Annotated in this window: 27 protein-coding genes; 10 read left to right on the forward strand and 17 right to left on the reverse strand. The window is 68.1% G+C overall.

Annotated features, from left to right (window positions below; translation table 11 throughout):
• Positions 1-45 precede the first annotated feature (45 nt).
• From acuI to MHA02_RS09075, 8 genes are all read right to left on the reverse strand, one after another.
• Positions 46-1032, reverse strand: coding sequence for an acrylyl-CoA reductase (NADPH) (gene acuI, locus MHA02_RS09040; protein WP_147078318.1), 987 nt, complete (start codon positions 1030-1032; stop codon positions 46-48).
• A gap of 114 nt (positions 1033-1146) precedes the next feature.
• Positions 1147-1743, reverse strand: coding sequence for a hypothetical protein (locus MHA02_RS09045; RefSeq protein ID WP_147078319.1), 597 nt, complete (start codon positions 1741-1743; stop codon positions 1147-1149).
• Between the two features lie 247 nt (positions 1744-1990).
• Complete coding sequence (locus MHA02_RS09050; protein WP_238180233.1) at positions 1991-3064, reverse strand: cell wall hydrolase; 1074 nt, start codon at positions 3062-3064, stop codon at positions 1991-1993.
• A 128-nt stretch (positions 3065-3192) separates the two neighbouring features.
• Positions 3193-3450, reverse strand: a complete 258-nt coding sequence (locus MHA02_RS09055; protein WP_147078321.1) for a hypothetical protein — start codon at positions 3448-3450, stop codon at positions 3193-3195.
• 243 nt (positions 3451-3693) lie between these two features.
• Positions 3694-6357: a pyruvate, phosphate dikinase gene (gene ppdK / locus MHA02_RS09060; protein WP_147078322.1), complete on the reverse strand. Its 2664-nt coding sequence runs from the start codon at positions 6355-6357 to the stop codon at positions 3694-3696.
• Positions 6358-6528: 171 nt separating this feature from the next.
• The gene (locus MHA02_RS09065; protein WP_147078323.1) at positions 6529-6681 is read right to left on the reverse strand and encodes a DUF3096 domain-containing protein; all 153 of its coding nucleotides are present in this window, start codon (positions 6679-6681) and stop codon (positions 6529-6531) included.
• Positions 6682-6957: 276 nt separating this feature from the next.
• A complete protein-coding gene (locus MHA02_RS09070; protein WP_147078324.1) occupies positions 6958-7341 on the reverse strand; it encodes a nuclear transport factor 2 family protein in 384 nt (127 codons plus the stop codon).
• Between the two features lie 152 nt (positions 7342-7493).
• Entirely contained in the window at positions 7494-8171 is a 678-nt protein-coding gene (locus MHA02_RS09075; RefSeq protein WP_147078325.1) for a L,D-transpeptidase, read from the reverse strand.
• Positions 8172-8320: 149 nt separating this feature from the next.
• Here MHA02_RS09075 and MHA02_RS09080 point away from each other — a divergent pair, with 149 nt between their 5' ends.
• Both MHA02_RS09080 and MHA02_RS09085 read left to right on the forward strand, forming a co-directional pair.
• Positions 8321-8764 (forward strand): VOC family protein, encoded by a 444-nt coding sequence (locus tag MHA02_RS09080; RefSeq protein WP_147078326.1) that lies wholly within the window; start codon positions 8321-8323, stop codon positions 8762-8764.
• A 67-nt stretch (positions 8765-8831) separates the two neighbouring features.
• Positions 8832-9104 carry a hypothetical protein gene (locus MHA02_RS09085; RefSeq protein WP_147078327.1) on the forward strand — a complete coding sequence of 91 codons (273 nt, stop codon included), beginning with the start codon at positions 8832-8834 and terminating at the stop codon, positions 9102-9104.
• On the opposite strand, the gene MHA02_RS09090 is transcribed toward MHA02_RS09085, so the two are convergent.
• Entirely contained in the window at positions 9098-9553 is a 456-nt protein-coding gene (locus MHA02_RS09090; protein ID WP_147078328.1) for a cyclic nucleotide-binding domain-containing protein, read from the reverse strand. The two genes, MHA02_RS09085 and MHA02_RS09090, sit on opposite strands and share 7 nt — an antisense overlap.
• A 330-nt stretch (positions 9554-9883) precedes the next feature.
• Between MHA02_RS09090 and MHA02_RS09095 the strand changes: the two genes are divergently transcribed.
• Complete coding sequence (locus tag MHA02_RS09095) at positions 9884-10069, forward strand: con-10 family general stress protein (RefSeq protein ID WP_147078329.1); 186 nt, start codon at positions 9884-9886, stop codon at positions 10067-10069.
• Between the two features lie 72 nt (positions 10070-10141).
• On the opposite strand, the gene MHA02_RS09100 is transcribed toward MHA02_RS09095, so the two are convergent.
• Complete coding sequence (locus tag MHA02_RS09100) at positions 10142-10600, reverse strand: MarR family winged helix-turn-helix transcriptional regulator (protein ID WP_147078330.1); 459 nt, start codon at positions 10598-10600, stop codon at positions 10142-10144.
• A gap of 197 nt (positions 10601-10797) precedes the next feature.
• Here MHA02_RS09100 and MHA02_RS09105 point away from each other — a divergent pair, with 197 nt between their 5' ends.
• On the forward strand, positions 10798-11577 hold the full coding sequence (locus MHA02_RS09105) for a DUF1499 domain-containing protein (protein WP_147078331.1): 780 nt from the start codon (positions 10798-10800) through the stop codon (positions 11575-11577).
• Between the two features lie 4 nt (positions 11578-11581).
• On the opposite strand, the gene MHA02_RS09110 is transcribed toward MHA02_RS09105, so the two are convergent.
• From MHA02_RS09110 to MHA02_RS22100, 3 genes are all read right to left on the reverse strand, one after another.
• Positions 11582-12517 carry an MBL fold metallo-hydrolase gene (locus tag MHA02_RS09110; RefSeq protein WP_147078332.1) on the reverse strand — a complete coding sequence of 312 codons (936 nt, stop codon included), beginning with the start codon at positions 12515-12517 and terminating at the stop codon, positions 11582-11584.
• 88 nt (positions 12518-12605) lie between these two features.
• Entirely contained in the window at positions 12606-13649 is a 1044-nt protein-coding gene (locus tag MHA02_RS09115) for a DUF2865 domain-containing protein (protein ID WP_170249129.1), read from the reverse strand.
• Positions 13650-13966: 317 nt separating this feature from the next.
• Positions 13967-14104 carry a hypothetical protein gene (locus tag MHA02_RS22100; RefSeq protein ID WP_170249131.1) on the reverse strand — a complete coding sequence of 46 codons (138 nt, stop codon included), beginning with the start codon at positions 14102-14104 and terminating at the stop codon, positions 13967-13969.
• A 361-nt stretch (positions 14105-14465) separates the two neighbouring features.
• Here MHA02_RS22100 and MHA02_RS09120 point away from each other — a divergent pair, with 361 nt between their 5' ends.
• Positions 14466-14642 (forward strand): DUF1328 domain-containing protein, encoded by a 177-nt coding sequence (locus tag MHA02_RS09120; RefSeq protein WP_003599466.1) that lies wholly within the window; start codon positions 14466-14468, stop codon positions 14640-14642.
• 32 nt (positions 14643-14674) lie between these two features.
• Here the strand turns inward: MHA02_RS09120 and MHA02_RS09125 are convergent, their stop codons facing one another.
• Positions 14675-14989 (reverse strand): NepR family anti-sigma factor, encoded by a 315-nt coding sequence (locus MHA02_RS09125; protein ID WP_147078334.1) that lies wholly within the window; start codon positions 14987-14989, stop codon positions 14675-14677.
• A 124-nt stretch (positions 14990-15113) separates the two neighbouring features.
• Between MHA02_RS09125 and MHA02_RS09130 the strand changes: the two genes are divergently transcribed.
• Positions 15114-15917: a response regulator gene (locus tag MHA02_RS09130; RefSeq protein ID WP_147078335.1), complete on the forward strand. Its 804-nt coding sequence runs from the start codon at positions 15114-15116 to the stop codon at positions 15915-15917.
• A 423-nt stretch (positions 15918-16340) separates the two neighbouring features.
• Positions 16341-16730: a hypothetical protein gene (locus MHA02_RS09135; protein ID WP_147078336.1), complete on the forward strand. Its 390-nt coding sequence runs from the start codon at positions 16341-16343 to the stop codon at positions 16728-16730.
• A gap of 9 nt (positions 16731-16739) precedes the next feature.
• Here the strand turns inward: MHA02_RS09135 and MHA02_RS09140 are convergent, their stop codons facing one another.
• The gene (locus MHA02_RS09140; RefSeq protein ID WP_147078337.1) at positions 16740-17279 is read right to left on the reverse strand and encodes a hypothetical protein; all 540 of its coding nucleotides are present in this window, start codon (positions 17277-17279) and stop codon (positions 16740-16742) included.
• Positions 17280-17385: 106 nt separating this feature from the next.
• Here MHA02_RS09140 and MHA02_RS09145 point away from each other — a divergent pair, with 106 nt between their 5' ends.
• From MHA02_RS09145 to MHA02_RS09155, 3 genes are all read left to right on the forward strand, one after another.
• The gene (locus MHA02_RS09145) at positions 17386-18777 is read left to right on the forward strand and encodes an aminotransferase (RefSeq protein WP_147078338.1); all 1392 of its coding nucleotides are present in this window, start codon (positions 17386-17388) and stop codon (positions 18775-18777) included.
• Positions 18778-18811: 34 nt separating this feature from the next.
• Complete coding sequence (locus MHA02_RS09150; protein ID WP_147078339.1) at positions 18812-19690, forward strand: ATP-binding protein; 879 nt, start codon at positions 18812-18814, stop codon at positions 19688-19690.
• Between the two features lie 119 nt (positions 19691-19809).
• Positions 19810-20184: a YidB family protein gene (locus MHA02_RS09155; protein ID WP_147078340.1), complete on the forward strand. Its 375-nt coding sequence runs from the start codon at positions 19810-19812 to the stop codon at positions 20182-20184.
• Between the two features lie 66 nt (positions 20185-20250).
• On the opposite strand, the gene MHA02_RS09160 is transcribed toward MHA02_RS09155, so the two are convergent.
• Both MHA02_RS09160 and MHA02_RS09165 read right to left on the reverse strand, forming a co-directional pair.
• Entirely contained in the window at positions 20251-21495 is a 1245-nt protein-coding gene (locus MHA02_RS09160; protein ID WP_147078341.1) for a murein hydrolase activator EnvC family protein, read from the reverse strand.
• Positions 21496-21627: 132 nt separating this feature from the next.
• On the reverse strand, positions 21628-22290 hold the full coding sequence (locus MHA02_RS09165; protein WP_147078342.1) for a protein-L-isoaspartate O-methyltransferase family protein: 663 nt from the start codon (positions 22288-22290) through the stop codon (positions 21628-21630).
• Positions 22291-22357: the final 67 nt, after the last annotated feature.

Genomic DNA, 22357 nt, shown 5'->3' on the forward strand with positions numbered 1-22357 from the left:
GTGCAATGCGCGGATAGGCTGTGCAGTTCCGCTTGCCCGCACCGTTCAGCCGATCTCCACCACGGTGCGCCCGCGCGTCTGCCCGGCGAGGATGGTCTCGGCGAGCCCGCCGACGTCCTTCATGCCGACCGTCGTGGTCATCGACGAGAGCGCATCGAGATCGAGTTCCTGCGCGAGCCTCGCCCAGGCCTCGCGTCGGGGCGTCTGCGGCGTGGTCACGCTGTTGATGCCGAGCAGCGAGACGCCGCGCAGGATGAACGGCGCGACCGACGTGGGCAGGTCCATGCCGCCGGCATTGCCGCAAGCCGCGATGGCGCCGCCGCCTTTGGTCATCGCGAGCAGGTTGGCGAGCGTCTTCGAGCCGACGGCATCGATGCCTGCCGCCCAACGCTCCTTGGCGAGGGGCTTCGGGTCGCCGGCGAGGTCCGCGCGATCCACGATCTCGGCGGCGCCGAGCGCTTTCAGGTAGTCCGCCTCGCCCTCACGCCCGGTCGAGGCGATCACGTGCCAGCCCGCGCGCTTCAGCAGCGAGACGGCGACCGAACCGACCCCGCCCGAGGCCCCCGTGACGACGACGGGACCGGCATCCGGCGTCAGCCCATGCTTCTCCAGGGCGATCACCGAGAGCATGGCGGTGTAGCCGGCCGTGCCGATCGCCATGGCCTGGGCCGGCGACAGCCCCTCGGGCAGCGGCACCAGCCAGTCGCCCTTGACGCGGGCGCGCTCGGCGAACCCGCCGAGATGCGTCTCGCCGACGCCCCAGCCCGTGAGCACCACCGTGTCGCCCGGCTTCCAGGCGGCGTGGTCGGACGCCTCGACGACCCCGCAGAAGTCGATGCCGGGGATCATCGGGAAGCGGCGCACCACCGGCATCCGGCCGGTCATGGCGAGCCCGTCCTTGTAATTCAGGCCCGAATGGGTGACGCGCACGGTGACGTCGCCGTCCATCAGGCCGGCCTCGTCGAAGTCCTCGAGCGCGAGGCTTTGGCCGCCCTCACCCTTCTCGACCACCCAGGCCTTGAACGTCGCCATGCCGATCTCCTGCAGCCTTTCCGCGGTTGGGGAGGTACGGCGCGACGGGCCTGAATCAAGACGGCCCCGGAGGCGTGACACCTCCGGGGCCGTCTTGCTGTCGTCGAGAGAAGCTCAGTAGCCGTCGTAGACGCTGCCAGAGGAGAAGCCGAGGCCGACGCCGACATCCGCCGAGGATGCGCCGGCGATGCCGATGGCGTCCGGGATCGAGCCGATGCCGAAACCGGCCTGCCGATAGCCGCCGCCATAGCCGCCGCCGGTGGGAACCCACTGGGAACTCGCCGGCTGAACCAGGACGCGGCGCGAATAGCTTGCATAGACCGGCGGCAGCGTCTCCGGGATCACTTCGGCCTGGCGCACCAGGACGCGGCGGCTCTGGACGGCGTAGCGCGGCGGCGTCGTGATCCAGCAGCCGACGAGCTGGCCGTAGGCATCGTAGCTCGTCTGCCAGCGGCGGCCGCCCGGCGAGACCAGGACGCGCTCCGAGACCGTATCGTAGACGGGCGGCGTGGTGCGGTAGACGGTGCGTGGCGCCCGCACGAGACGCTGCTCGGAGACCGTGTCGAAGATCGGCGGGGTGGTGACCCGGCGGTAGCATTCGGCGCCGTAGCAGCCGCCGGCGGCGGCCGAGCCTGCGAAGAGCGTGGCGCCGACGAGAGCACCGGCGAGGGTCGTGACAAGGGTGATTGTGTGGGTGACCGGCGCGGTCATGACGGCATCCTCGATCTGATACGCTACGCGAAACGGGCGCGGCTGGCGTTCAGCGCGCGTTCTCCGACGCGCAGGAAGCGGTCAAGTTGCAGTCACAGCAAGGTCTATCACCGAAGACGGTAAAATTAACCTATGCACAGGACTACGCAGGCGACGAGCTGTTGCGTATTCCTTACCGAGATTTATAAGTTCTCACATAACGGGAATGGTTAAGTGCCGATAAGCGAACCATCGGCCAGCATCGGCGTCATGTCTGCCCGCGCTTGAGCTGATAAAAGATGTGACGGCCGATGACGTCCATTTTCTGGAGCCGGCGCGACCAGCCGGGACGGACGTAGTTGGCGTGGTAGTGCGTCGCGCCCCCCACCTCACTGAGATAGGTCCGCCCCGCGATCACCGCGCTGGCGATGCGGGTGGCCGATTCCCAGGAGCCTGCATCGGTGATGCGCAGCGACTTGCCCTCGCAGGCGAAGGAGAACTGGCAGCCCATGTAGCGGTGGCGGTTCTGGTAGACGACGCCGCAGACGTTCGCGGGGTAGAGCCCGCTCTTGACCCGGTTGAGGATGACCTGCGCCACGGCGGCCTGCCCGTCCTCAGGCTCGCTGCGGGCCTCGAAATAGACGGCCTCGGCAAGGCAGCGCTGCTCGCGGTCCATGGCGTCCGGCTGGATCAGGTCGGCGTAGCGGTGCTGGGCGCCCTCGGCCTGATCCTGCGGGGCGGCGTCGGGGACGAGGCCGCGGTCGAGGCGCGGCGAGAAGCCGGGGAGCGCGAGGCTGGAGGCGGCGACCTCGATCGGCACGGCGTCGGCCGGGGCCGGCGTCACCGAGGACAGGGCCACCGCCTTGGGCACCGCCGGCGTGGCGCCGTCGGAATTCTCCAACGAATAGGCGTCGGCGCCCTGCCCGCCAGGCGTGTCGCCCTCGGATCCCGGCGCGAAGCCGAGCCCGAGATCGGGGACCGGAACGAAGCCTTCGATCTCCTGCTCCGGGCTCCAGGTCGCCGCGCCGGGGCTCAGGATGCCGGTGACGGACTCGCCGGCATTCGCCAGCAGGATCGAGGAATTCAGACGCGCCTGCCGTTTGATCGCGCCGATACGGCCTCCACCCGATATCCCGACGAGCGCGACGCCGTGCGGCAGGACCGGCGCGACGTGAGCGTTCCACGCGACACGCCCGCTCGAGCCGAGCGTGCTCTCGGTACCCGCGGTGGCGGTGAAGGAAATCAGCAGGCCGACGCTCGCTGCCCAGGGAACCACGGCCGCGCTGAACCAGCCCAGTCCCGATTGGCGCTTACGCCCGCCTCGAACCCGCCTCGTCGCCACGCCGCAAGACCCGCGTCAGGATTTCGGAAACCCAAGCGCAAGGTCGCAGCGGACCGGGCGATCATTTGGGCAGTGGCCCAGATATCGCCCGTTATGGTTGAGGTGAGGTTAAGGCCGGACGTTCGGGTCTAGAGACCGCCCGGACGCCCGTGCAGGGTCGCGAACTGCGAGGCCACCACCGGCAGGTAGCCTGTGGTCTTCTGCGCGCCGATGATCATGCGGCCCGCGGCGCGTTCGTTCTGAGCCCAGACCAGCAGGGTGATCACGAAGATCGCGATGGCGGTGGCGAGGCTCGCGAGCACCCACAGAAAGGCGCTCTGCATGGCCTTTCCGCCATCCGGAGCGCGCGTGTCGAGAAGGGCGATGTCGGACGTCGGATCGGACATGGTCGGAGATCCCGCGAGTCCCAGCCGGACCGCCGGCAGGCTCGATCGCGTGCCAGGGTCCGATAGCAGTTAACGTGCCTGGCAGACAGGGGTTCGACGGGCTCGCGCCGATTTTATTGCAACGCTTCCACAGCGCAGGTCGAGACGGCCCTAACGCCGGCTTAACCGCCTCCGGCCGTTGCACATTCCCACGCCGTCCGTTGCCTAATGGCCAAGCTCCCTGCTCTCAAAGTCGGCAAAGTCTCAGCCGTCCTTGCCGCCGTCTCCCAGAGCCGCTTGCGCCGCCGCGAGACGGGCGATCGGCACCCGGAACGGCGAGCACGAGACATAGTCCAGCCCGACCTCCTGGCAGAAGGCGATCGAGGCCGGATCGCCGCCGTGCTCGCCGCAGATTCCGAGTTTGATTCCCTGGCGCTTGGCGCGCCCGCGCTCCGCCGAGATTCTCACCAGTTCGCCGACGCCGTCGCGGTCGATCGTCACGAACGGGTCCGCCGGGATGATGCCGGCCTTGGTGTAGGCGCCGAGGAAGGTGCCGGCATCGTCGCGGGAGATGCCGAGGGCCGTCTGGGTCAGGTCGTTGGTGCCGTAGGAGAAGAACTCGGCGGATTCGGCGATCTCGCCCGAGCGGAGCGCGGCGCGCGGCAACTCGATCATGGTGCCGACCTGATACGCGACGGTGTCGCCGAGCTTCTTCGCCTCGCGGTCGATGGCGGCCTTGACGATGTCGAACTCGGCCTTCGTGAAGACCAGCGGCACCATGATCTCCGGCGTCACCGGCTTGCTGGTTTCCTCGGCCGCCTTCGCTGCCGCCTTCAGGATCGCGCGGGCCTGCATCTCGGCGATCTCGGGGTAGGCGATCGCCAGCCGGCAACCGCGGAAGCCGAGCATGGGGTTCGTCTCCTTCAGCTCCTTCAGCCGGGCGCGGATCCGTTCTTCCGGCACGCCGACGGTCTCGGCGAATTCCCTCACGTCCTCGTCGCCATGCGGCAAGAACTCGTGCAGCGGCGGGTCGAGCAGGCGGATCGTGACGGGCAGGCCCGACATGATCATGAACAGCTCGACGAAATCGTCGGTCTGGTAGGGCTCGATCTTGGCGAGCGCGGCCTTCCGCCCCTCGGCGTCGTCGGCCAGGATCATCTCGCGCACCGCGACGATGCGGTCGCCCTCGAAGAACATGTGTTCGGTCCGACACAGGCCGATGCCTTCGGCGCCGAAGTTGCGCGCGGTGCGGGCGTCCGTCGGGGTGTCGGCATTGGTGCGGACCTTCATGGTCCGGTACGCGTCGGCCCATTCCATCAGCGCCGCGAACTCGCCCGACAACTCGGGCTCCATCATCCGAACCTCGCCCTCGATCACCTGACCGGTCGAGCCGTCGATGGTGAGCTTGTCGCCGGCCTTCAGCGTCTTGCCGCCGACGGTGAGGGTCTGGGCCTTGTAGTCGATGCGGATCGAGCCGACGCCGGAGACGCAGGGCTTGCCCATGCCGCGGGCGACCACGGCTGCATGGCTCGTCATGCCGCCGCGGGTGGTGAGGATGCCCTCGGCCGCGTGCATGCCGTGGATGTCCTCAGGGCTCGTCTCGATGCGCACCAGAATACACTTGCGCTCGGCCTTGCGGGCGGCCTCGGCATCCTCGGAGTTGAACACGATCTCGCCCACCGCCGCGCCGGGCGAGGCCGGCAGGCCGGTGGCGATCACCGTCCGCTCGGCGTCCGGGTCGATCATCGGATGCAGGAGCTGGTCGAGACTGCCCGGCTCGATGCGCCGGATCGCCTCCTCCTTCGAGATCAGGCCTTCGCCCGCGAGCTCCACGGCGATGCGGAGCGCTGCCTTGGCCGTGCGCTTGCCGTTGCGGGTCTGCAGCATCCAGAGTTTCCCATTCTCGATGGTGAACTCCATGTCCTGCATGTCGCGGTAGTGCTTCTCGAGGATGCCGTAGATCCGGGTGAGTTCGGCGAAGCTGTCCGGCATCGCCTTCTCCATCGAAGGCTTTTCGGACTTGGCTTCGAGGCGGGCCTTTTCCGTGATGTCCTGCGGCGTGCGGATGCCGGCGACGACGTCCTCGCCTTGGGCGTTGATCAGGAACTCGCCGTAGAGCGCGCTCTCGCCTGTGGACGGGTTGCGGGTGAAGGCGACGCCGGTGGCCGAGGTGTCGCCCATGTTGCCGAACACCATGGCCTGCACGTTGACCGCCGTGCCCCAGCTTTCGGGGATGGCGTTCAGCTCGCGGTACTTCTTCGCCCGCGGGATCATCCAGGAATCGAACACCGCGCCGATCGCACCCCAGAGCTGGTCTTCCGCACCCTGCGGGAAGTCCGAGCCATGTTCCTCGCGGACGATCTTCTTGTAGGTCTGGATGAGTGTCTTCCAGTCCTCGGCGTCGAGTTCGGTGTCGAGCGAAAACCCCTTCTCGTCCTTGTAGCGGTCCAGCGCCTCCTCGAAGGCGTGGTGCTCCACGCCGAGCACGACGTTCGAATACATCGTGATGAAGCGGCGGTAGGAATCATAGGCGAAGCGCTCGTCGTCGGCGTCGCGCGCCAGCGCATCGACGGTCTCGTCGTTGAGGCCGAGGTTGAGCACCGTATCCATCATGCCGGGCATCGAGGCCCGCGCACCGGAGCGGACCGAGACCAGCAGTGGCTTTTCGGAATCCCCGAACCCTCGGCCGGTGATGGCGCCGACCTGTTCCAGCGCGGCCTTCACCTCGTCCTTCAAGCCGTCGGGATAGGTCTGGTAGTTGTCGTAATAGGCGGTGCAGACCTCGGTGGTGATGGTGAAGCCGGGGGGCACCGGCAGCCCGAGATTCGACATCTCGGCGAGGTTCGCGCCCTTGCCGCCGAGCAGGTTGCGCATCGCCGACTCGCCCTCGGCCTTGCCGTCACCGAAGGAATAGACCCATTTCGTCATCTGTCTCGTCCATCAGATCGTGACGCCGGCCGGCGAGGGGCTCGGCTCGCGCACTACCCCGAGAGGCAGACTTGGCCGTCGCCGGGGTTGGACCACCTCATGATGCAACGCAAGATGAACGCCGTGGCTCCCGTCGAGCCGCGGGTTACGGATTCGCCCGGATGTCAGTGCTCAGGAAAGGTGCTTGAACAGGCCCAGCCCGATTACGCCGGCAACGATCAGATAGATCGCGACGATGTAGTTCAAGAGCCGCGGCACCATCAGGATCAGGATACCGGCGAGGATCGCGATGATCGGCTGGACGTGGGCGACGGTGAGGGTCATCGGAGGCTCCGTAAGGCCAAGCTCGGTCCTGTCGGATAGACGCGCCGGGCCGAGGCTCGGTTCCAGCCGAGCGCCCGCATCCCCGCGCGCGACGCTTCGGCGGCATGGCCCAAACCGCAGCGAGAGTGGACGCAGGACGCCACACCACGCTGTGTGTCGTTTTTCTAGGCCCCACGGCGGGAGGAATGGACGACAGAACAGGAACTTGTTCAAGAACAAAAAGCGATCATGTGCTGCCTTTCGCGGGGAATCGATGCTGCTTCAGGGGAGGACACCCTAAAACATCGTGTTCGGATTGGCTGAGCTTTCCGTCAGGCGTTGCAGCACGTCCCAGTGCTCGACGATCTTGCCGGCGGCATCGAGCCGGAAAATGTCCATGCCGGCATAGTCGTGGTCGCCCGGCCAGTGCTGGAAACAGTGCAGCACGACCAAGTCGTTCTCGGCGATCGCCCGCTTCACCTCGACCCGCTTGCCCGGCCACTCGCGCGCCATGCGCTCGAAGTAAGCGACGAAGCCGTCCTTGCCGGTGGCCACGTGCGGGTTGTGCTGAATGTACGTGTCGCCGACATAACGCTCGATTGCCTCGCGCGGCCGACAATCGTTGAACATCAACTCGTAGAAGGCGATCACGTTCGCCTTGTTCCGGGCAAGGTCGGTCACGCTGTTCCCCCAATGGTCGTGCCTGGTTCCGGACTGGCCGTTCCCGGACCGATGGCGCCTTCAGAGCCGTCATGACGACGCGCGCACGGTCCCCCCTGCTCCGCTGCAGGCGCGATGCGCTCCAGCGCGGTCGGCGCTTGGAAGAACCAGCCTCAGACCCGCGCCTTGCCCCCACGCTTGATCAGCACCTGCGTCCCCACCGGCACGCGCTCGAACAGGTCGACGATGTCCTCGTTGAGCATGCGGACGCAGCCGGACGACATCTGTTCGCCGATGCTCCAGGGTTCGTTGGTGCCGTGGATGCGGAAGAGGATGTCGCGGTTGCCCTGGTAGAGGTAGAGCGCCCGGGCGCCGAGCGGGTTGTCGAGGCCGCCCTTGCGGGTGCGGGGCAGGTCGGGGTTGAGCGAGACCATGGTCGTGGTCGGGCTCCAGTCGGGCCAGACCCCTTTTCGGCCGACGCGGGCCTCGCCCTTCCAGGAGAAGCCGGCCTTGCCCACGCCGATCCCGTATTGGCGGGCCGAACCGTCCTCCTGCACGAGTTGCAGGTGGCGCTGGTCGATGTCGACGACGACGGTGCCCGGCTTTTCCGCGCCGGTGTAGCGCACGGTCTGGCGCCGGTATTTCGGATCGAGCCGCGCGGTGTCGACGAGGGGCACGTCGAAAGGCTTGTCCGGCATCGTGCCGGTGTACCAGGCCGAGTCGTCGTCGAGGGCGGCGGTCTGCATGCGCGACTGGCAGGCGGCCAGAGGCGCGACGGCGACGAGGGCGAGCAGGATCCGGCTGACGCGCATCGATCGGTTCGTGCCTTGTGCGGTGTCTCGAGAGCTCATCGATACCCGGCATCCGCGCCCGAGGTTGTGTCTTTGCAGACCCAGGACCCGAGGAAGCGCCCCGGCAAATGCGGCGCGCCCTGCCCTATTTCAGGTGGCGGCAGGGCCCCGAGGCGCGGCGGCCGAGAGAAGTAAAAGGATCGACCCGTATGGCCGACACGCAGACGTTCCCGGACGAGGCCGGCACCGATCTTTCGAAGGACCTCAGCTCGGCGATCCATCTCGACCATTGCGTGATCCACGTCTCGGACTGGGAGCGCGCGACGGCTTTCTACCGCGACGTGCTCGGGGCCGAAGTGGTGCCGTTCCGCAAGGGCGTGGTCTTCCGCTTCGGCGGCATCCAGCTCAACGTGCACGGCCCCGGCCAGATCGGCAGCCCGCTCGCCGACAAGCCGGTGCAGCCGGGCGGCAGCGATCTCTGTTTCCGCTGGTCGGGTACGATCGAGGGGGCGATGGCCCATCTGGCCGGCCACGGCGTTCCGGTCGAATTCGGGCCGGTGGAGCGCCACGGTGCGGCGGGCCAAGGCACCAGCGTCTATTTCCGCGATCCGGACGGCTCGCTGATGGAGTTCATCACCTACGCGACGACGTGAAGGCCAGGCTGCAACCGCCGGAGGGGATCGTCCGTTCTCTTCGCGATCGAGCTTTTGGAGAACGGCGATGGCGCGGACGATGATACGGGCGACGGTGGGCGCGGCGCTCGTCCTGCTGGCCGGTACGGGGGCGGCCTTCGCCTTCGGTGGAAGCGGCGGCGGTTCGTCCGGCGAAGGCGACGGCTCGCTGCGCCAGGAGATGCAGAACCCGCGCTACGTCGAGCCGAGCCGGTATGCCTATCGCGACGGGTACCAGCGCAACGATCCGGGCGCGGAGTACGAGGCCTATCGCCGGGGCTATCCGATCTACGGCCCCTGGGGGTCAAAATACCGCTACTGAGCGCCGGCGCTCGCGCTGCGAGCCAGTTGCTGGTTGGTTTGTTCGAGGCGCAGCGCCAGTTCCCGCATGACGGCGATGCCGATCTGCGGAAATTGCGCCAGCAGCTCGAGAAACACGCCACGATCGATACGCAGCGCCGTGACCGCGGTCTCCGCCGTCACGGTGGCCGAGCGCGGTTGATCGGCAAGAATACCCATTTCACCGACGAGGGCATCGGCGCCGAGCAGCGCGAGCCGAACAGCGCCCTGCGGACCTTCCAGCAGGACGGCCGCCGCGCCCTCCAGGATCAGATAGGCCGCGTCGGCCTCGTCGCCCTGCGAGAAGAACTTCTGCCCGGCCTCGAAATGCACGCGCTCGCTGGTGAAGGCGAGAAGCTTGAGCCGCGATGGCTCGACTTCGCGGAACAGCGGCACCTGCTTGAGGGACGAGACCTCGGTGTCGAGCGTCATGGCCTGCCTCGATGGCTTATTGCCGACCGCAGCACGCGACGGGGCGCGGTGACGATGCCGGAGGCGCGGCGCGTAGCCCCTGCCGGCGAGAGAGTCAAAACGCCGGCGGCTCGGCCGGATCGCGACCGTCTCAGCTTTTGGCGTCATCCCATCGCGATTCCTGTATTCCGCCGCTTTCCGCCCACGCTTGCGACCCTATCTCGCAAGCTTGGCGACCCGCCAACCGTACGGGCGGTACTGAGTTTCCGCCCCCGGACCCCGATACGGCCAAGGAACCATCGAATTGGCTACCGGTTGTCCGGTTGTGAAAACTAGGCCGAGGAGGCGCTGATGGCATCCGGTAATTCGACCTCGAAGCGAGGCTTCGCGTCCATGAATCTCGAGCGGCAGCGCGAGATCGCCAGCAAAGGCGGTCGTTCGGTACCGGCCGAGAAGCGTTCCTTCTCGCAGGATCGCGAACTGGCCTCGACGGCCGGTCGCAAGGGCGGTCAGTCGACTGGCCGCGCTGGCGAGTGATGATACGTCGGTTCGCGGTTCCGGGGGCCGCATAACGCCTGTCGGCCTCCGGTTCGCGGAACGGACGATGATCTATGTGTGCTGCGTTCCGCCGATTGCGCTTGATTGCGCAGGCGGCGTGTCGGCGCGGGCTTGCTCACGCCAGAGCAGGAAGAGACGCTCGAGGTCTGCAAGCGCTTCGCCATCGAGTTTCCCGAGTGTTCGGCCGACATAATCGGTCTGCACCGCGAGGCCGCGTTCGGCGAGGTCGGTGCCTGCCGCCGTCAAATGGAGCGCATGCGAGCGCCGGTCTCCGGGGATAGCGCGCCGCTCGACGAGCCTGGCTTCGACCAGCCGGTCGATCAGCCCCGAAACATTTCCCTTCGTCACGTACAGCCGGCTGGCCAATTCCTGTTGCGTCAGGCCTTCCCGCTCCGTCAGCGTCGAGAGCACGTCGAATTGCGGGATCGACAGCCCCAGCATCCGCAATTCCGATCCGACGGCGGCCGTCACCCGCCGGTTCAGGCGGATGAAGCGGAACCACAGACGCATCGGGTCCGTCGCAGCGTGGTGCGCGGGATCGCCGGCCGGAGGGTTCGTGCGGGGTAGATCGCTCGGCATGATGCCGGGCTATAACAGAGCCGGCTCAACCGCGGCAGCGCCGGTCCGGTCTCTGGCGCCTCCATGCACCGGCCTGTAGGTTGCTGGAGCCGAACTGGTCCCGGATCACGAGCCCGTACCGTCCAACCATGCGCCGCCTGCCCATCCAGGATCCCGTCACCCGCGCCGGCGGCTACGCCAGAACCGTGGCCTTTCTCTCCGTCGTGGTGACGGTCATCGCCGTGGTGATGGTGCGGGGGCAGCGCGCGGAGCCGGGCCCTGCCCTTGCCGTCCTCGGCAGCGGTATCCTTCTGGCGGTGCTCGCCATCGCGTTCGCCGGCTTCGCCTTCCTGCGCGGCTGGCGGGAGGGTGCGCGTGGCATCGGCGCCGCGATCCTCGGCGTGTTCATCGCGACGCTGGTGCTCGCCTATCCGGCCTATGCCGCGCTGAAGGGCCTGCGCCTGCCGGTGATCACCGACGTCAGCACCGATCTCGACCAGCCTCCGGCCTTCTCGCGCTCGCGGGCCGCCTTCGCCGCCCGTGACGGCCGCTATCCGCCCGATCCCGGCTCGGAGGCTCGTGAGGCGCAGCGTGCGGCCTATTCGCAGATCGCGCCGCTGACCCTCGACGTCGATCCCGACGAGGCCTTCGAGCTCGCCCGCAGGGCGGCGGTGAACCGCAAGTGGCAGATCGTCGAGGCCGTGCGGCCGGGCGGGCGCATCGGCAACGGCCGCATCGAGGCGGTGGCGCATAGCCGTGTCCTGAACCTGCCGGCCGACATTACCGTGCGGGTCAGGCCCCGGGCCGACGGCGCACGCATCGACGTACGCTCGGCCACCCGCCTCGGCACGCGCGACCTCGGCGACAACGCCGACCGCATCCGCGCCTATCTCGATGAGGTTGCAAACCTCGCCATCGCGTTGAAGTGAGCCTTCACGCCGGCTCGAACACCCCGTCGAGACGAGCCGGGCCGTCGCTGCGCACGAGGCCGCGTTCGACCATGTCCTCGAGATGCGCGAACACCGACAGCGCGGCCGCGCCGCGCAGCGCCGGGTTGAGCCCCTGATACACCGCCAGGACGATCGCGCGGATATCGCGGTCGCCAGCGGCGATGCGGGCGCGGATCGCCGCCTCGCGCTGGCGGCGATGCCCTGCGAGGCCGCGCACGAAGCGTCGCGGATCGCGCACCGGTCCGCCGTGGCCGGGCCAATAGATCGCCTCTGGCCGCTCGCGCAGCCGGTCGAGGGAAGCCATGTAGGCCCGCATCGATCCGTCGGGCGGCGCGACCACCGTAGTCGACCACGCCATCACGTGGTCCCCCGAGAACAGCGCGTTCTCCTCGGGCAGGGCGAAGGCGAGATGGTTCATGGTGTGGCCGGGCGTGGCCAAAGCCGTGAGCGTCCAGCCCTCCCCCGCGAGGCTCTCGCCGTCGGCGAGTTCCCGGTCCGGCCGGTGCTCGCGGTCCGCGCTGGCGTCGAGATGCGGGAATTCGCCCTCCGCCAGATCCCGCGCGGCCTTGTGCGGGCCGCAGCCGACGATCGGCGCGCCCGTGAGCTGCTGGAGCCGGCGCGCGCCCGGCGAGTGGTCGCGGTGGGTGTGCGTGACGACGATGGCCGACACCGTCTCGCCCGCCGTCGCGGCGACGAGCGCCGCCACATGGTCGGCATCGTCCGGGCCGGGATCGATGATCGCGACCCGGCCGCGTCCGACGATGTAGCTGCAGGTGCCGCTCGCGGTGAAGGGGCCGCCATTGGCGCAGATCCGGCGGCGCACCAGCGGCGTCAGCCGACGGAGTTCGCCGCTGGCCGGGAGTGCCGGATCGAAAGCCGGGTCCGGGACGTCTGCGCCGGGTGCGTCGGTCGTCGCCATGTCTGCCGTGGATGTTGAGGCCGGATCGCCGGCCGCCTACGACAGGTGGCGGCGAACGACAAATCCGCCGCGTCTCATTCTTGGGCGCTCAATACGCGAAGGGCGAACGCGCCACGACGCGGACCGGCGCGAAGCCGGGGGTGCGCAAGGCCGGCTCGCCGTCGCCGGCCGCGCCGAGCTCCGCGACCCCGGCCGCCGCGACCCGGATCCGCCCGCCGGCCTCGGCGGTGCGCATCGCCCGCTTGAAGGCCCTCTCGTCGGCGTCGCGCTGGAATGCGCCGATCCGCAGGTCGACGGTGCGGCGCGCCCGGCGGCTCAGGCTCCGGGTGCTGCGATAATCCTCGACCTCGACGTCGCCCCGCACGAGGCGCGTCACGACGGCGGCGCTGGTTTTCGTCGCGACGACGTCACCGACACGCAGGGTCGGATCCTGGTCGATGGGGAGCGGTGCCGCCATGCTGCCGGGCGTGCGGCAATGGCAGTTCTCGACCCGTCTCTTCCGGTAGACGTTGGCCCAGGCCGCCGCGAGATAGGGCTGACCTTTCAGGCTGACCGCCTGATCGAGTTCGGATTTGCCCCAGGGCATCGTGTAGAGGGCGGTCGGCGCATCCGGACAGGCTGCCGCGCAGGCGGCCTGATGCAGCGGAACGTCCTTCTGCGAATGCCGCGCTCCCAACGGGAAGACGTAGCCGTCGCAGGTCCGCACGCACACACTCTGCGGTCCGGTCGCCGGTTGCAGCGCCGGGAATACGGTATCCCGCCGCGCATCGCGGGAACGTCGCTGGCGCGGCGCCCCGTCGACGAGCGGCACCGGCCGCGGCGTGAAATGCCGCTGGCGCGGCGCCGGGTTGTGGCGCGCGTCCGGCAGCGAAGAATAGCGCCGCGGAACCCGGCGCGCCTCCGGCTGCGGCCGGTATTCGACTTGGCGGGGCACGCCGAAGAGTTCGCCGAAGAAGTCGAACATTCCACCCCGGTCAGAGGCGTGGACCAAGCCGGTCCCGGCCGTCACGCCACCGAACCCCAGGATCAGGCCTGCCAGCGCCGTTCGAACGATGCGCAGGCGCGGGGATGCCGATCGACCGTGCCCGACGGCCGCCAGGAGACCGGCCTTCGCCCGCTTGCCGAATTCCATCTGGACAACACTCCCGCCCATCGGAGCCTGCGGCCCGACGGTGGACCGGCCCGGGTGCCGAAAAACCGCTGTCTTCCGCAACACGGGAAACAGCGTTCCAGGCGGATCTACTGGAAGCGCCTGCCGACCGACAATCGCGGCAGAACGCGGATGCAACGAAAACCTGTGGTCACGCCACGGCAGGCGCACGGAAAGAATACGGTCTCCGCAGTCGAGGCGTCGCATCCGGCATCTTCGCCAAAGAAAAAGCGCTGCCGAATCCCGGCAGCGCCCGATGCTCGAACGTCATGGATGTCGAATCTTGCCGACGCCGTTCTTCAGCGGCGGCTCGGCGACCGGCCCGGCCGGACCCGCACGGGGATCGGCTGAAGTTCCCGCTGCGGTCCGAGCGCTTCGATAAGCCCATTCAGTCTCTCGACGATCGCGTCGGCCAGCTTGCCGGCGGCGGATTTCATCGAGCGCTTCGCGGAGGCTGTCCTGGTCTGATGCATCACGGCTCTCACTGCGGATTTCTCCCGAGATGGTGACGAACCCGGCATCGCGCCAGTCGGTTCCGGCTGCGACCGTGTTTCGCAAAGCAGGGACACTAGAGCGTGACCCGGCGGCGAGATCAAGACGGCTTGGCCGTATCAGTGCCGGCTATCTGCCTCGGCTTCGTCTCCGCGGCGAACACGATCCGCCGCGGCACGCCGCTCCCGGCAAAAACAATCTCTGCACGGCGCGCGCCGGAGAGGAACCGGACTTCGAACCTTGACGTTACTTCCTTCGAAAGGTCGCGGCCTGTGCCGCGCCAAATCTTCTGGAAGGATCCGACACATGCTCGGCTGGGCCGTAACGTTCCTCGTCGTCGCACTGGTCGCCGCCCTGCTCGGATTCGGCGGTATCGCCGGAACCGCCATGGAAGCTGCCAAACTCGTCTTCTTCGTCGCGATCGTCCTGTTCGCCATCTCCGCCGTCATCGGCCTGATGCGCGGTCGCTCGCCGACGCTCTGACATCGATCGACGACAACGACCCGGGACTTCTTTCAGGAGCTCCGGGTCGATACCGGCAAACCCTCGTCGTCCGCAGGTTCGGCCGCCCGATCATCCAATTGGGCGATCAGATCGGTGAACCGGCTCGGAATGGGTTGCTGAACCACCGAATCATACATGCTCCGCAAATGCGAGCCGATCCGTTTGCGAGCCTGCTTTCCGAGATTTTGAGCAGGTTGCTGGTCGTGACCATGCGGAGGCGCGCCTCCCGGTCGGAGGCTTTCGGCCGTCTCGTCATGCATCATCCGGATCGATCCCCTTGGCGTCGCAACAGCGACGTCGGCCGCGATTGTTTTGCGGCTTGACATGAGTCATGGCTCTGGCTGCAACGCCGGGAGACGGCGCGGGTTCCGCCGCGATGCGGAACGGAGCGCCGCGCCTCGCGTTGGGGCGGAAGCAACACGAAAGAGCGACGAAGGCTCAGGGGAATTCATGTCGACAGCACAACTCGTCGTGCAGCATCTGCCGTACCTGCGCCGCTATGCGCGCGCGCTCACGGGCAGCCAAGTCGCCGGCGATGCCTACGTCGCCGCGACGCTCGAGACGCTGGTGAACGAGCCCGAGACGCTCGGCCGCAGCACCAACGTCAAGGCCGACCTGTTCCGCGTCTTCACGCGGATCTGGAACTCCCTTTCCGTCAACGGCGGTAGCGATCAGGTCCAGCATGACCTGCCGGCGGAGATCCGCCTCGGCCAAATCACCCCGCTGCCCCGTCAAGCCTTCCTCCTGTCCTGCCTCGAAGGCTTCTCCGAGGAGGATGCAGCGATCATCCTCGGCGTCGACGTCACGGAAGTCCGTGAACTCGTCGACGAGGCGGGCCGCGAGCTCGCCGCCGATATGGCCACCGACATCCTCATCATCGAGGACGAGCCTTTGATCGCAATGGATCTCGAGGCGCTGGTCGAAGGTCTCGGCCACAACGTGATCGGCGTCGCACGGACCCGGACCGAGGCGATCAAGCTCGCTTCCGAGGGTAAGCGCCCCGGCCTGATCCTCGCCGACATCCAGCTTGCGGATGGCTCCTCCGGCCTCGATGCCGTGAACGACCTCCTGAAGACCTTCGAGGTGCCGGTAATCTTCATCACCGCCTACCCGGAGCGCTTCCTGACCGGCGAGCGGCCGGAGCCGGCCTTCCTCATCGCCAAGCCGTTCCAGCCCGCCAACGTCTCCGCGGTGATCAGCCAGGCGTTGTTCTTCCAGCAAAGCGCCCGCCGCCGCGAGGCGAAGTCGGCCTGAACTCTCGTTCGCCGGTCCGGCATCAGTCGGCAAAAAGCCCCGCCGGATACCGGCGGGGCTTTTTGCTGCGTCGAACGCGGTGCGACGCGCACGAAAAAACGGGCCGGACAATGTCCAGCCCGTCGATGAGGTTCCGGCCGATGCACAAGGGGAATGCGGGGAGGACCAGGTGGCCGGGTGACAGGACAACGGTGAGGTGGTGAGCCGGTTCCGCATTTTTCCGAGGCGCCACCCGGTTTTTTCGGCGAGTGACGCTTTTCAGCAACGCCGAAACCGCCCAAAACCCGGCCAAGCGTGGCCATTGGGATCAAGTCGATACAGGCTGAAAACGGAAGCTTAACGGAAACGTAACAGTCGAGGAACCGGCGGCCGCAATCGGCGTTGTACCGACAACCTGTCAAGCTCCCTCTGGAGTGCATCGCGATGCTTCGGTCTGGCTTCCTTCTCGGCGTTGGTGGACCGGCAGCGATACTTACGTTGTTCGTGCTGCCGTCCGTGCGCGCGAGCGCCGACCGGCTGGTGATGCCGCAGGGCGCAGCCCCCGCTGCCATCCAGATCCCCTACCTTCCCGGCAATCGTCCGGTCTCCCTGGCGATCAGCCCGGTTCACGGCGGTAACGTCCACGTCGCGACCATGCCGCGGTCCGAGACCCGCTCCGTTCCGGCGACGCCGTCGAGCATCGGCCCGACCGCCGCCGAGAAGGAGATGCTGCCGAAGCCGCGTCGCATGACCCGCGAGGGCTGCGAGGCTCCGCTCAGCTCGCTCGTCGGCCCCGAGGCCCGCCGCATGGTCCCCGGCCGCTGCATGGCCTGAGGGCCGGCTTCACGCGGTCGCGCTCACCTTCTCGACATCTGCCGTCAGACCGCTCGCAATCATGCGCTCGCGAGCCACGAGCCTGTCGCCCGGCGCGAAGACGCCGAGGGCGACGTCGCGGTCCGGCAGCACTACCGTCGTCGTCTTGTTCTGATGGACGAGCACGTGGCGCTTGAGCGGCAACGAGGCCGCTGCCCAGCGCCGCAGCTGACCGTAATACGGCTCGCGCCGCCAGGCATTCGGCTGTCCGGGATCGACCTGCACGTTCATCGAGCGGCTGACCGGATCGAGCGTCAGCACCATCTTGGCGCGATCCGGCTTCCACTCGGGGCCTAGCCAGCTTTCCGTCATCCAGAGGCAATGGAAGCTTCGGCAGTGCTCGGGCCGCGTCGCGTGGATGCCACAGCCTTGGCCAGCCCTGGTATGCCGGCACCACTGCCCGGCGACGCTCTCCACCGCCGGCACGTCGTAGACTTTGCAGCACAGGGTGCAGGTCCCGCAGGCACGGCCCGGGGCTGGCGTGGCGACGATGGTGGCGGGGTCGAGCATCGCGGTCGGTTGTTTTGGGCGGCGAATGGCAGAAGCCAGGGTTACTGAGCGCGCATCCGGCCGTTAGTGTGGCGGCCCGTATCGCCGTCGCCGAGGCATCGAGCCCATGCTGTCGAACATCGCCGCCCGCGACGTCGAGACCCTCGTCCACCCCTACACCAACCTCGCGACCTTTCGCGAGACCGGTCCGCTGGTGCTGGAGCGCGGCCACGGCGTCTGGGTCTACGACACCGATGGGCGGCCCTATCTCGAAGGCATGGCCGGCCTCTGGTGCACGGCGCTCGGCTACTCGAACGAGGAACTGGTCGAGGCCGCCACCGAGCAGATGTCGCGCCTGCCGTTCACGCATCTCTTCTCCGGCCGCAGCCATGACCCGGCGATCGAACTCGCCGAGACGCTGAAGGAGCTGATGCCGGTCCCGACCTCGAAGATCTTCTTCACCTCGTCCGGGTCGGAGGCGAACGACACCCAGGTGAAGCTCATCTGGTACATGAACAACGCCCTCGGACGCCCGAGAAAGAAGAAGATCTTATCTCATCGCAAGGGCTATCACGGGGTCACCGTCGCGACCGCCTCGCTGACGGGTCTCGCCGCCAACCACGCCGACTGGGACCTGCCGATCCCCGGCTTCCACCACGTCGCCTGCCCGCACCATTATCGGGGCGCCGAGCCCGGCGAGACCGAGGAGGCGTTCTCGCAGCGCCTCGCCGACGCGCTCGAAGCCCAGATCCTCGCCGAGGACCCGGACACCGTCGCCGCCTTCTTCGCCGAGCCGGTGATGGGCGCCGGCGGCGCGATCGTGCCGCCCGCCGGCTATTTCGAGAAGATCCAGGCGGTGCTCGACCGCTATGACATCCGGCTCATAGCCGACGAGATCATCTGCGGCTTCGGCCGCACCGGAAACTGGTTCGGCAGCCAGTCGCTCGGCATGCGGCCGGACACGATCTCCTTCGCCAAGGCGGTGACCTCCGGCTATCTGCCGCTTGGCGGCATCTCCATCGACGAGCCGCTCTACCGGGCCATGCTCGACGAGAGTGCCAAGCTCGGCGGCTTCGGCCACGGCACCACCTATTCCGGCCACCCGGTCGCCTGCGCCGTCGCCAACAAGACCATCGAAATCTACAAGCGCGATCGGGTCATCGCGCGCGTCACCGAGAAGGCTCCGCACTTCCAGGCAAGACTTACGGCGCTCGGCGACCATCCGCTGATCGGCGAGGCCCGCGGCATCGGCCTGATCGGCGGCATCGAGATCGTCGCCGACAAGGCCTCGAAGCGCCAATACGACCCGAAGGCCGGCGTCGCCGCGCGCTGCGTGGCCTTCGCCCAGGCCGAAGGGCTGATCGTGCGCTTCCTCACCGGCGACCGCATCGCCGTCTGCCCGCCGCTGATCATCGAGCCCGACGAGATCGACACGCTGTTCGATCGTCTGACCCGCGCGCTGGATCGCACGGCGGCTTGGATCAAGGCCGAGGGGCTGGAGGGGATGCCGGCGGCTTGATACGCCCCATGCTCCAGCCTCATCCAGATTGCCCATGACCGACGAACCGACCCTCCGCACCCTGCTCCCGCTCCTCGAACGGATCGCGACGGCGTTGGAGCGCGCCGTGCCTGCGGCGGTGGCGCCAACCGACATCACGTCGGCGGACGCCTTCCTGTGGGGACCGGAGCGGCGGCTGATCGCGGTGCCGAAGGTGAATCGGGTCGAGATCGGCCTGCTCACCGGCATCGACCGGGTGCGCGACCTGTTGGTCGAGAACACCGAGCGCTTCGCCAAGGGCCTGCCCGCGAACAACGCCCTGCTGTGGGGCGCGCGCGGCATGGGCAAGTCCTCGCTCGTCAAGGCGGCGCAGGCGGAGATCAATGCGCGCCGGGCCGAGGGCGCCCTGCCGATGAAACTCGTGGAGATCCATCGCGAGGACATCGAGGCGCTTCCCGACCTGATGGCCGTGCTGCGCGCGGATCCGCATCGCTGGCTGGTTTTCTGCGACGACCTCTCGTTCGATGCCGACGACACCTCCTACAAGTCCCTCAAGACGGCGCTGGACGGCGGCATCGAGGGCCGGCCGGAGAACGTGCTGTTCTATGCCACCTCCAACCGCCGCCACCTGCTCGCCCGCGAGATGGTGGAGAACGAGCGCTCCACCGCGATCAACCCCGGCGAGGCTGTGGAAGAGAAGGTCTCGTTGTCGGACCGCTTCGGCCTCTGGCTCGGCTTCCACAAATGCAGCCAGGACGAGTACCTCGCGATGATCCGCGCCTATGCCGAGCGCCATGCCCTCGCCGTCGAGCCGGATCGGCTGCGGGCCGAGGCACTGGAATGGGCGACGACGCGCGGCTCGCGCTCGGGGCGCACGGCATTTCAGTTCATCCAGGATCTGGCCGGGCGGCTGGGGCAGCGGCTCGAAAGCTGACGGCCGTCCCGGCTGCGCGCCATCGGGCCTTCTGGCAGATGCGTCGTCATCGTGTAATCGTCCGGCCGGATCCTCACCACGCCATGGGACGGGCGGCCGATTGGAGAAGGAAGCACGCGATGAGCTTGTTCGACAGCATCAAGGGATCGCTCGGAGGCGCCCTCGGCACGGCGGCGGCATCCGCACTGCCGGGCATCATCGAAAAGGTGTTTCCGGGCGGCCTCCAAGGCCTGCTCAACCAGCTCGCGCAATCCGGCTACGGCAAACAGGTGAATTCCTGGCTCGGCCGCGGCGAGAACGAGCCGATCACCACGGACGACCTGCGCAACGCCCTGAACGACTCCCACACCAGGGAGATCGCCGAGAAACTCGGCATCCCCTACGATCAGGTGCTCGAGACGCTCGCGAAGGTGCTGCCGCAGGCTGTCGACCAGCACAGCCCGAACGGGCAATTGCAGGCTCCTGCCCCGGCCGAAGGCGGCCACGCGGCCTAACGACGATCCCACGAACGAAAAACGGCGGCCCTCTCGGGCCGCCGCGTTTCGCGAACCAGCAAAAGCTTAGTTGCTGGCGAGATGGGGGATCGGATCGACCGGCGTTGCGCCCTTGCGGATCTCGAAGTGAAGCTGGGGCGAGGTGACGTTGCCCGTGGCGCCGGACTTGGCGATGGTCTGGCCGCGCTTGACCTTCTCACCGGGGCGCACGTCGAGCTCGCCGTTATGGGCATAGGCCGAGACGTAGCCGTTGGTGTGGCGGACCAGGACGAGCTTGCCGTAGCCCTTCACGTCCGAGCCCGCATAGGCGACGGTGCCGTCTTCCGCGGCCTTGACCGGGGTGCCCTCCGGCACGGCGATGTTGATGCCTTCGTTGCCCGATGAGCCGTAGCCGTTGATGACGCGGCCCTTGGCCGGCCAGCGGAACGACTCGTTCGCGTCGGCCTTGACCGAGGCGGTCGTGGTGGGCTCGACGCTGGCGACCTTCACCGGCGTGGCCTTCTCGGCTTCCTTGGCGACGGGCTTCGTCTCCTTGGCAGCGGCCTGCTTGGTCTCCTTGGCGGAGGCCTTTGCGGCGGCCTCGGCGGCCTTGGCCTCGGCGACCTTCTTCTGAGCCTCGGACTTGGCCTCCTTGGCGGCCTTCGCCTCGGCTTCGCGCTTCGCTTCGGCCTTCTTGTCGGACTTCTCCGGCTTGGCCTCGGCCTTGGCGTGCTTCTCTTCGGCAGCCTTCGCCGCGTGCTTGGGCGCCTTCTTGGCGTCGAGTTCGGCCTGCTTCTTCGCCTCGGCAGCCTTGCGCGCGTCGGCCGCCTTCTTGGCTTCGGCCAGCTTCGCCGCTTCGGCCTCCTTGCGGGCCTCGGCGGCTTCGCGCTTGGCTTCCGCGGCCTTGTCGACCTTCGGGGTGGCGCTCGCGCCCTTGCCGAAGACGAGCTTCGGCTGCGGGGCGACCGGCGAGACGCGGGGCGTCATGGCCTTGCCGGCGGAGGGGTTCATGCCGTCGACCGCGCCGGAGATCGGCTCGGAGGCCGCGACGCGGCTCGGCGCGGAACGCGGCGACATCGTCGCGCCGGGCGCGGCGAGTTCCTGCGACTGGATGCGCGGGGTGCGGATGGCGGGCGCCGCGGCCATGTCGGCCTCGCCGTTGTCGCCGAGGCTCCCCGTCGCCGAAGGCTCGTTCGACGCGAAGGGATTGGAGAACGGCGTGCCGAGGCGCGACGCATCCGACGAACAGGCGGCCGTACCGCCTCCGATCATTCCGATGAGCGCAAGCCGCGACAGCGTCTTCCACCCACGTCCAGCCCCTCGAACTCGCATCGACGCACCCGCTTACAGACGCAACTTGATGACGTCATTGAAACGGGATTCAGGTTAAACATCCGTTCCCGTTTACCACGGTTGCGACGCAATCTTGGCAGTTGGGAACCACGGGTCGTCGCGCCGATGCCGTCAGAGCACATGCGCCCGGCCCGCCGTCAGCGGAGGCAGGCGGCAGGCCATGTCGGTGCGTGTCGCGACGCCGCCGTCGACGGCGCGGTCGACAATCGCGAGACGGGCGCCCTGCCCCGTAGCAACGGCCCCGACGAGCCGTCCGCCCGGCGCCAGCGCCTTGGCGAGATGCGGCGGGATCTCCAGGCACGTGCCGTTGAGGAGGATGCGGTCGAACCGCCTCTCCCCGATTGCGGACGCGTCGAGCCCGTCGGTGATCTCCACGGTGGCGTCGACGAGATCGCTGCCGAGGCGGTCGCGGGCCGCGCGGGCGAGCCCGGCATAGCGCTCCAGGCTCTGCACGTGGCCGCTGCCGAGATGCACGAGGAGCGCGGTGACGTAGCCCGAGCCGGTGCCGATCTCGAGGACGCGGGCGCCGGCCGGTACCGCCAGGAGCCCGAGCATCGCCGCCACCGTCGTCGGCGCCGTCATGCTCTGCCCGCAGGGAAGCGGCAACGCGATGTCGCGACGCGCATGGGCACGAAGCGCCGCTGGGGCGAAGCGCTCGCGCGGCACCTGCTCCATCGCCCGCAGGACGCCCATATCCCGCACGCCGCGCTCGCGCAGCAGCAGCACAAAGGCGGCATCGCCGATCGCAGAGGCGTCGTCGCCTTCCGCGGTCATCGTGGCGACGTCACGGCTGGTCTTACGGTTCGACAGCCCGCCCCGTCATTCCGGGGCTCGCCTTCGG

The organism is Methylobacterium haplocladii, from assembly GCF_007992175.1.
Classification (GTDB): Bacteria; Pseudomonadota; Alphaproteobacteria; order Rhizobiales; family Beijerinckiaceae; genus Methylobacterium; species Methylobacterium haplocladii.

Coding starts and splice junctions, on each gene's coding strand:
- MHA02_RS09110 (WP_147078332.1), bottom strand. CDS start 12,517: ATGGCGACGACCGACGCACCCGGCGCAGACGTCCCGGACCCGGCTTTC.
- MHA02_RS09120 (WP_003599466.1), top strand. CDS start 14,466: ATGCTCGGCTGGGCCGTAACGTTCCTCGTCGTCGCACTGGTCGCCGCC.
- MHA02_RS22100 (WP_170249131.1), bottom strand. CDS start 14,104: ATGAAATCCGCCGCCGGCAAGCTGGCCGACGCGATCGTCGAGAGACTG.
- MHA02_RS09165 (WP_147078342.1), bottom strand. CDS start 22,290: ATGACCGCGGAAGGCGACGACGCCTCTGCGATCGGCGATGCCGCCTTT.
- MHA02_RS09135 (WP_147078336.1), top strand. CDS start 16,341: ATGCTTCGGTCTGGCTTCCTTCTCGGCGTTGGTGGACCGGCAGCGATA.
- MHA02_RS09150 (WP_147078339.1), top strand. CDS start 18,812: ATGACCGACGAACCGACCCTCCGCACCCTGCTCCCGCTCCTCGAACGG.
- MHA02_RS09115 (WP_170249129.1), bottom strand. CDS start 13,649: ATGGAATTCGGCAAGCGGGCGAAGGCCGGTCTCCTGGCGGCCGTCGGG.
- acuI (WP_147078318.1), bottom strand. CDS start 1,032: ATGGCGACGTTCAAGGCCTGGGTGGTCGAGAAGGGTGAGGGCGGCCAA.
- MHA02_RS09145 (WP_147078338.1), top strand. CDS start 17,386: ATGCTGTCGAACATCGCCGCCCGCGACGTCGAGACCCTCGTCCACCCC.
- MHA02_RS09130 (WP_147078335.1), top strand. CDS start 15,114: ATGTCGACAGCACAACTCGTCGTGCAGCATCTGCCGTACCTGCGCCGC.
- MHA02_RS09095 (WP_147078329.1), top strand. CDS start 9,884: ATGGCATCCGGTAATTCGACCTCGAAGCGAGGCTTCGCGTCCATGAAT.
- MHA02_RS09055 (WP_147078321.1), bottom strand. CDS start 3,450: ATGTCCGATCCGACGTCCGACATCGCCCTTCTCGACACGCGCGCTCCG.
- MHA02_RS09065 (WP_147078323.1), bottom strand. CDS start 6,681: ATGACCCTCACCGTCGCCCACGTCCAGCCGATCATCGCGATCCTCGCC.
- MHA02_RS09125 (WP_147078334.1), bottom strand. CDS start 14,989: ATGTCAAGCCGCAAAACAATCGCGGCCGACGTCGCTGTTGCGACGCCA.
- MHA02_RS09100 (WP_147078330.1), bottom strand. CDS start 10,600: ATGCGTCTGTGGTTCCGCTTCATCCGCCTGAACCGGCGGGTGACGGCC.
- MHA02_RS09045 (WP_147078319.1), bottom strand. CDS start 1,743: ATGACCGCGCCGGTCACCCACACAATCACCCTTGTCACGACCCTCGCC.
- MHA02_RS09080 (WP_147078326.1), top strand. CDS start 8,321: ATGGCCGACACGCAGACGTTCCCGGACGAGGCCGGCACCGATCTTTCG.
- MHA02_RS09160 (WP_147078341.1), bottom strand. CDS start 21,495: ATGCGAGTTCGAGGGGCTGGACGTGGGTGGAAGACGCTGTCGCGGCTT.
- MHA02_RS09155 (WP_147078340.1), top strand. CDS start 19,810: ATGAGCTTGTTCGACAGCATCAAGGGATCGCTCGGAGGCGCCCTCGGC.
- MHA02_RS09085 (WP_147078327.1), top strand. CDS start 8,832: ATGGCGCGGACGATGATACGGGCGACGGTGGGCGCGGCGCTCGTCCTG.
- MHA02_RS09140 (WP_147078337.1), bottom strand. CDS start 17,279: ATGCTCGACCCCGCCACCATCGTCGCCACGCCAGCCCCGGGCCGTGCC.
- ppdK (WP_147078322.1), bottom strand. CDS start 6,357: ATGACGAAATGGGTCTATTCCTTCGGTGACGGCAAGGCCGAGGGCGAG.
- MHA02_RS09090 (WP_147078328.1), bottom strand. CDS start 9,553: ATGACGCTCGACACCGAGGTCTCGTCCCTCAAGCAGGTGCCGCTGTTC.
- MHA02_RS09105 (WP_147078331.1), top strand. CDS start 10,798: ATGCGCCGCCTGCCCATCCAGGATCCCGTCACCCGCGCCGGCGGCTAC.
- MHA02_RS09075 (WP_147078325.1), bottom strand. CDS start 8,171: ATGAGCTCTCGAGACACCGCACAAGGCACGAACCGATCGATGCGCGTC.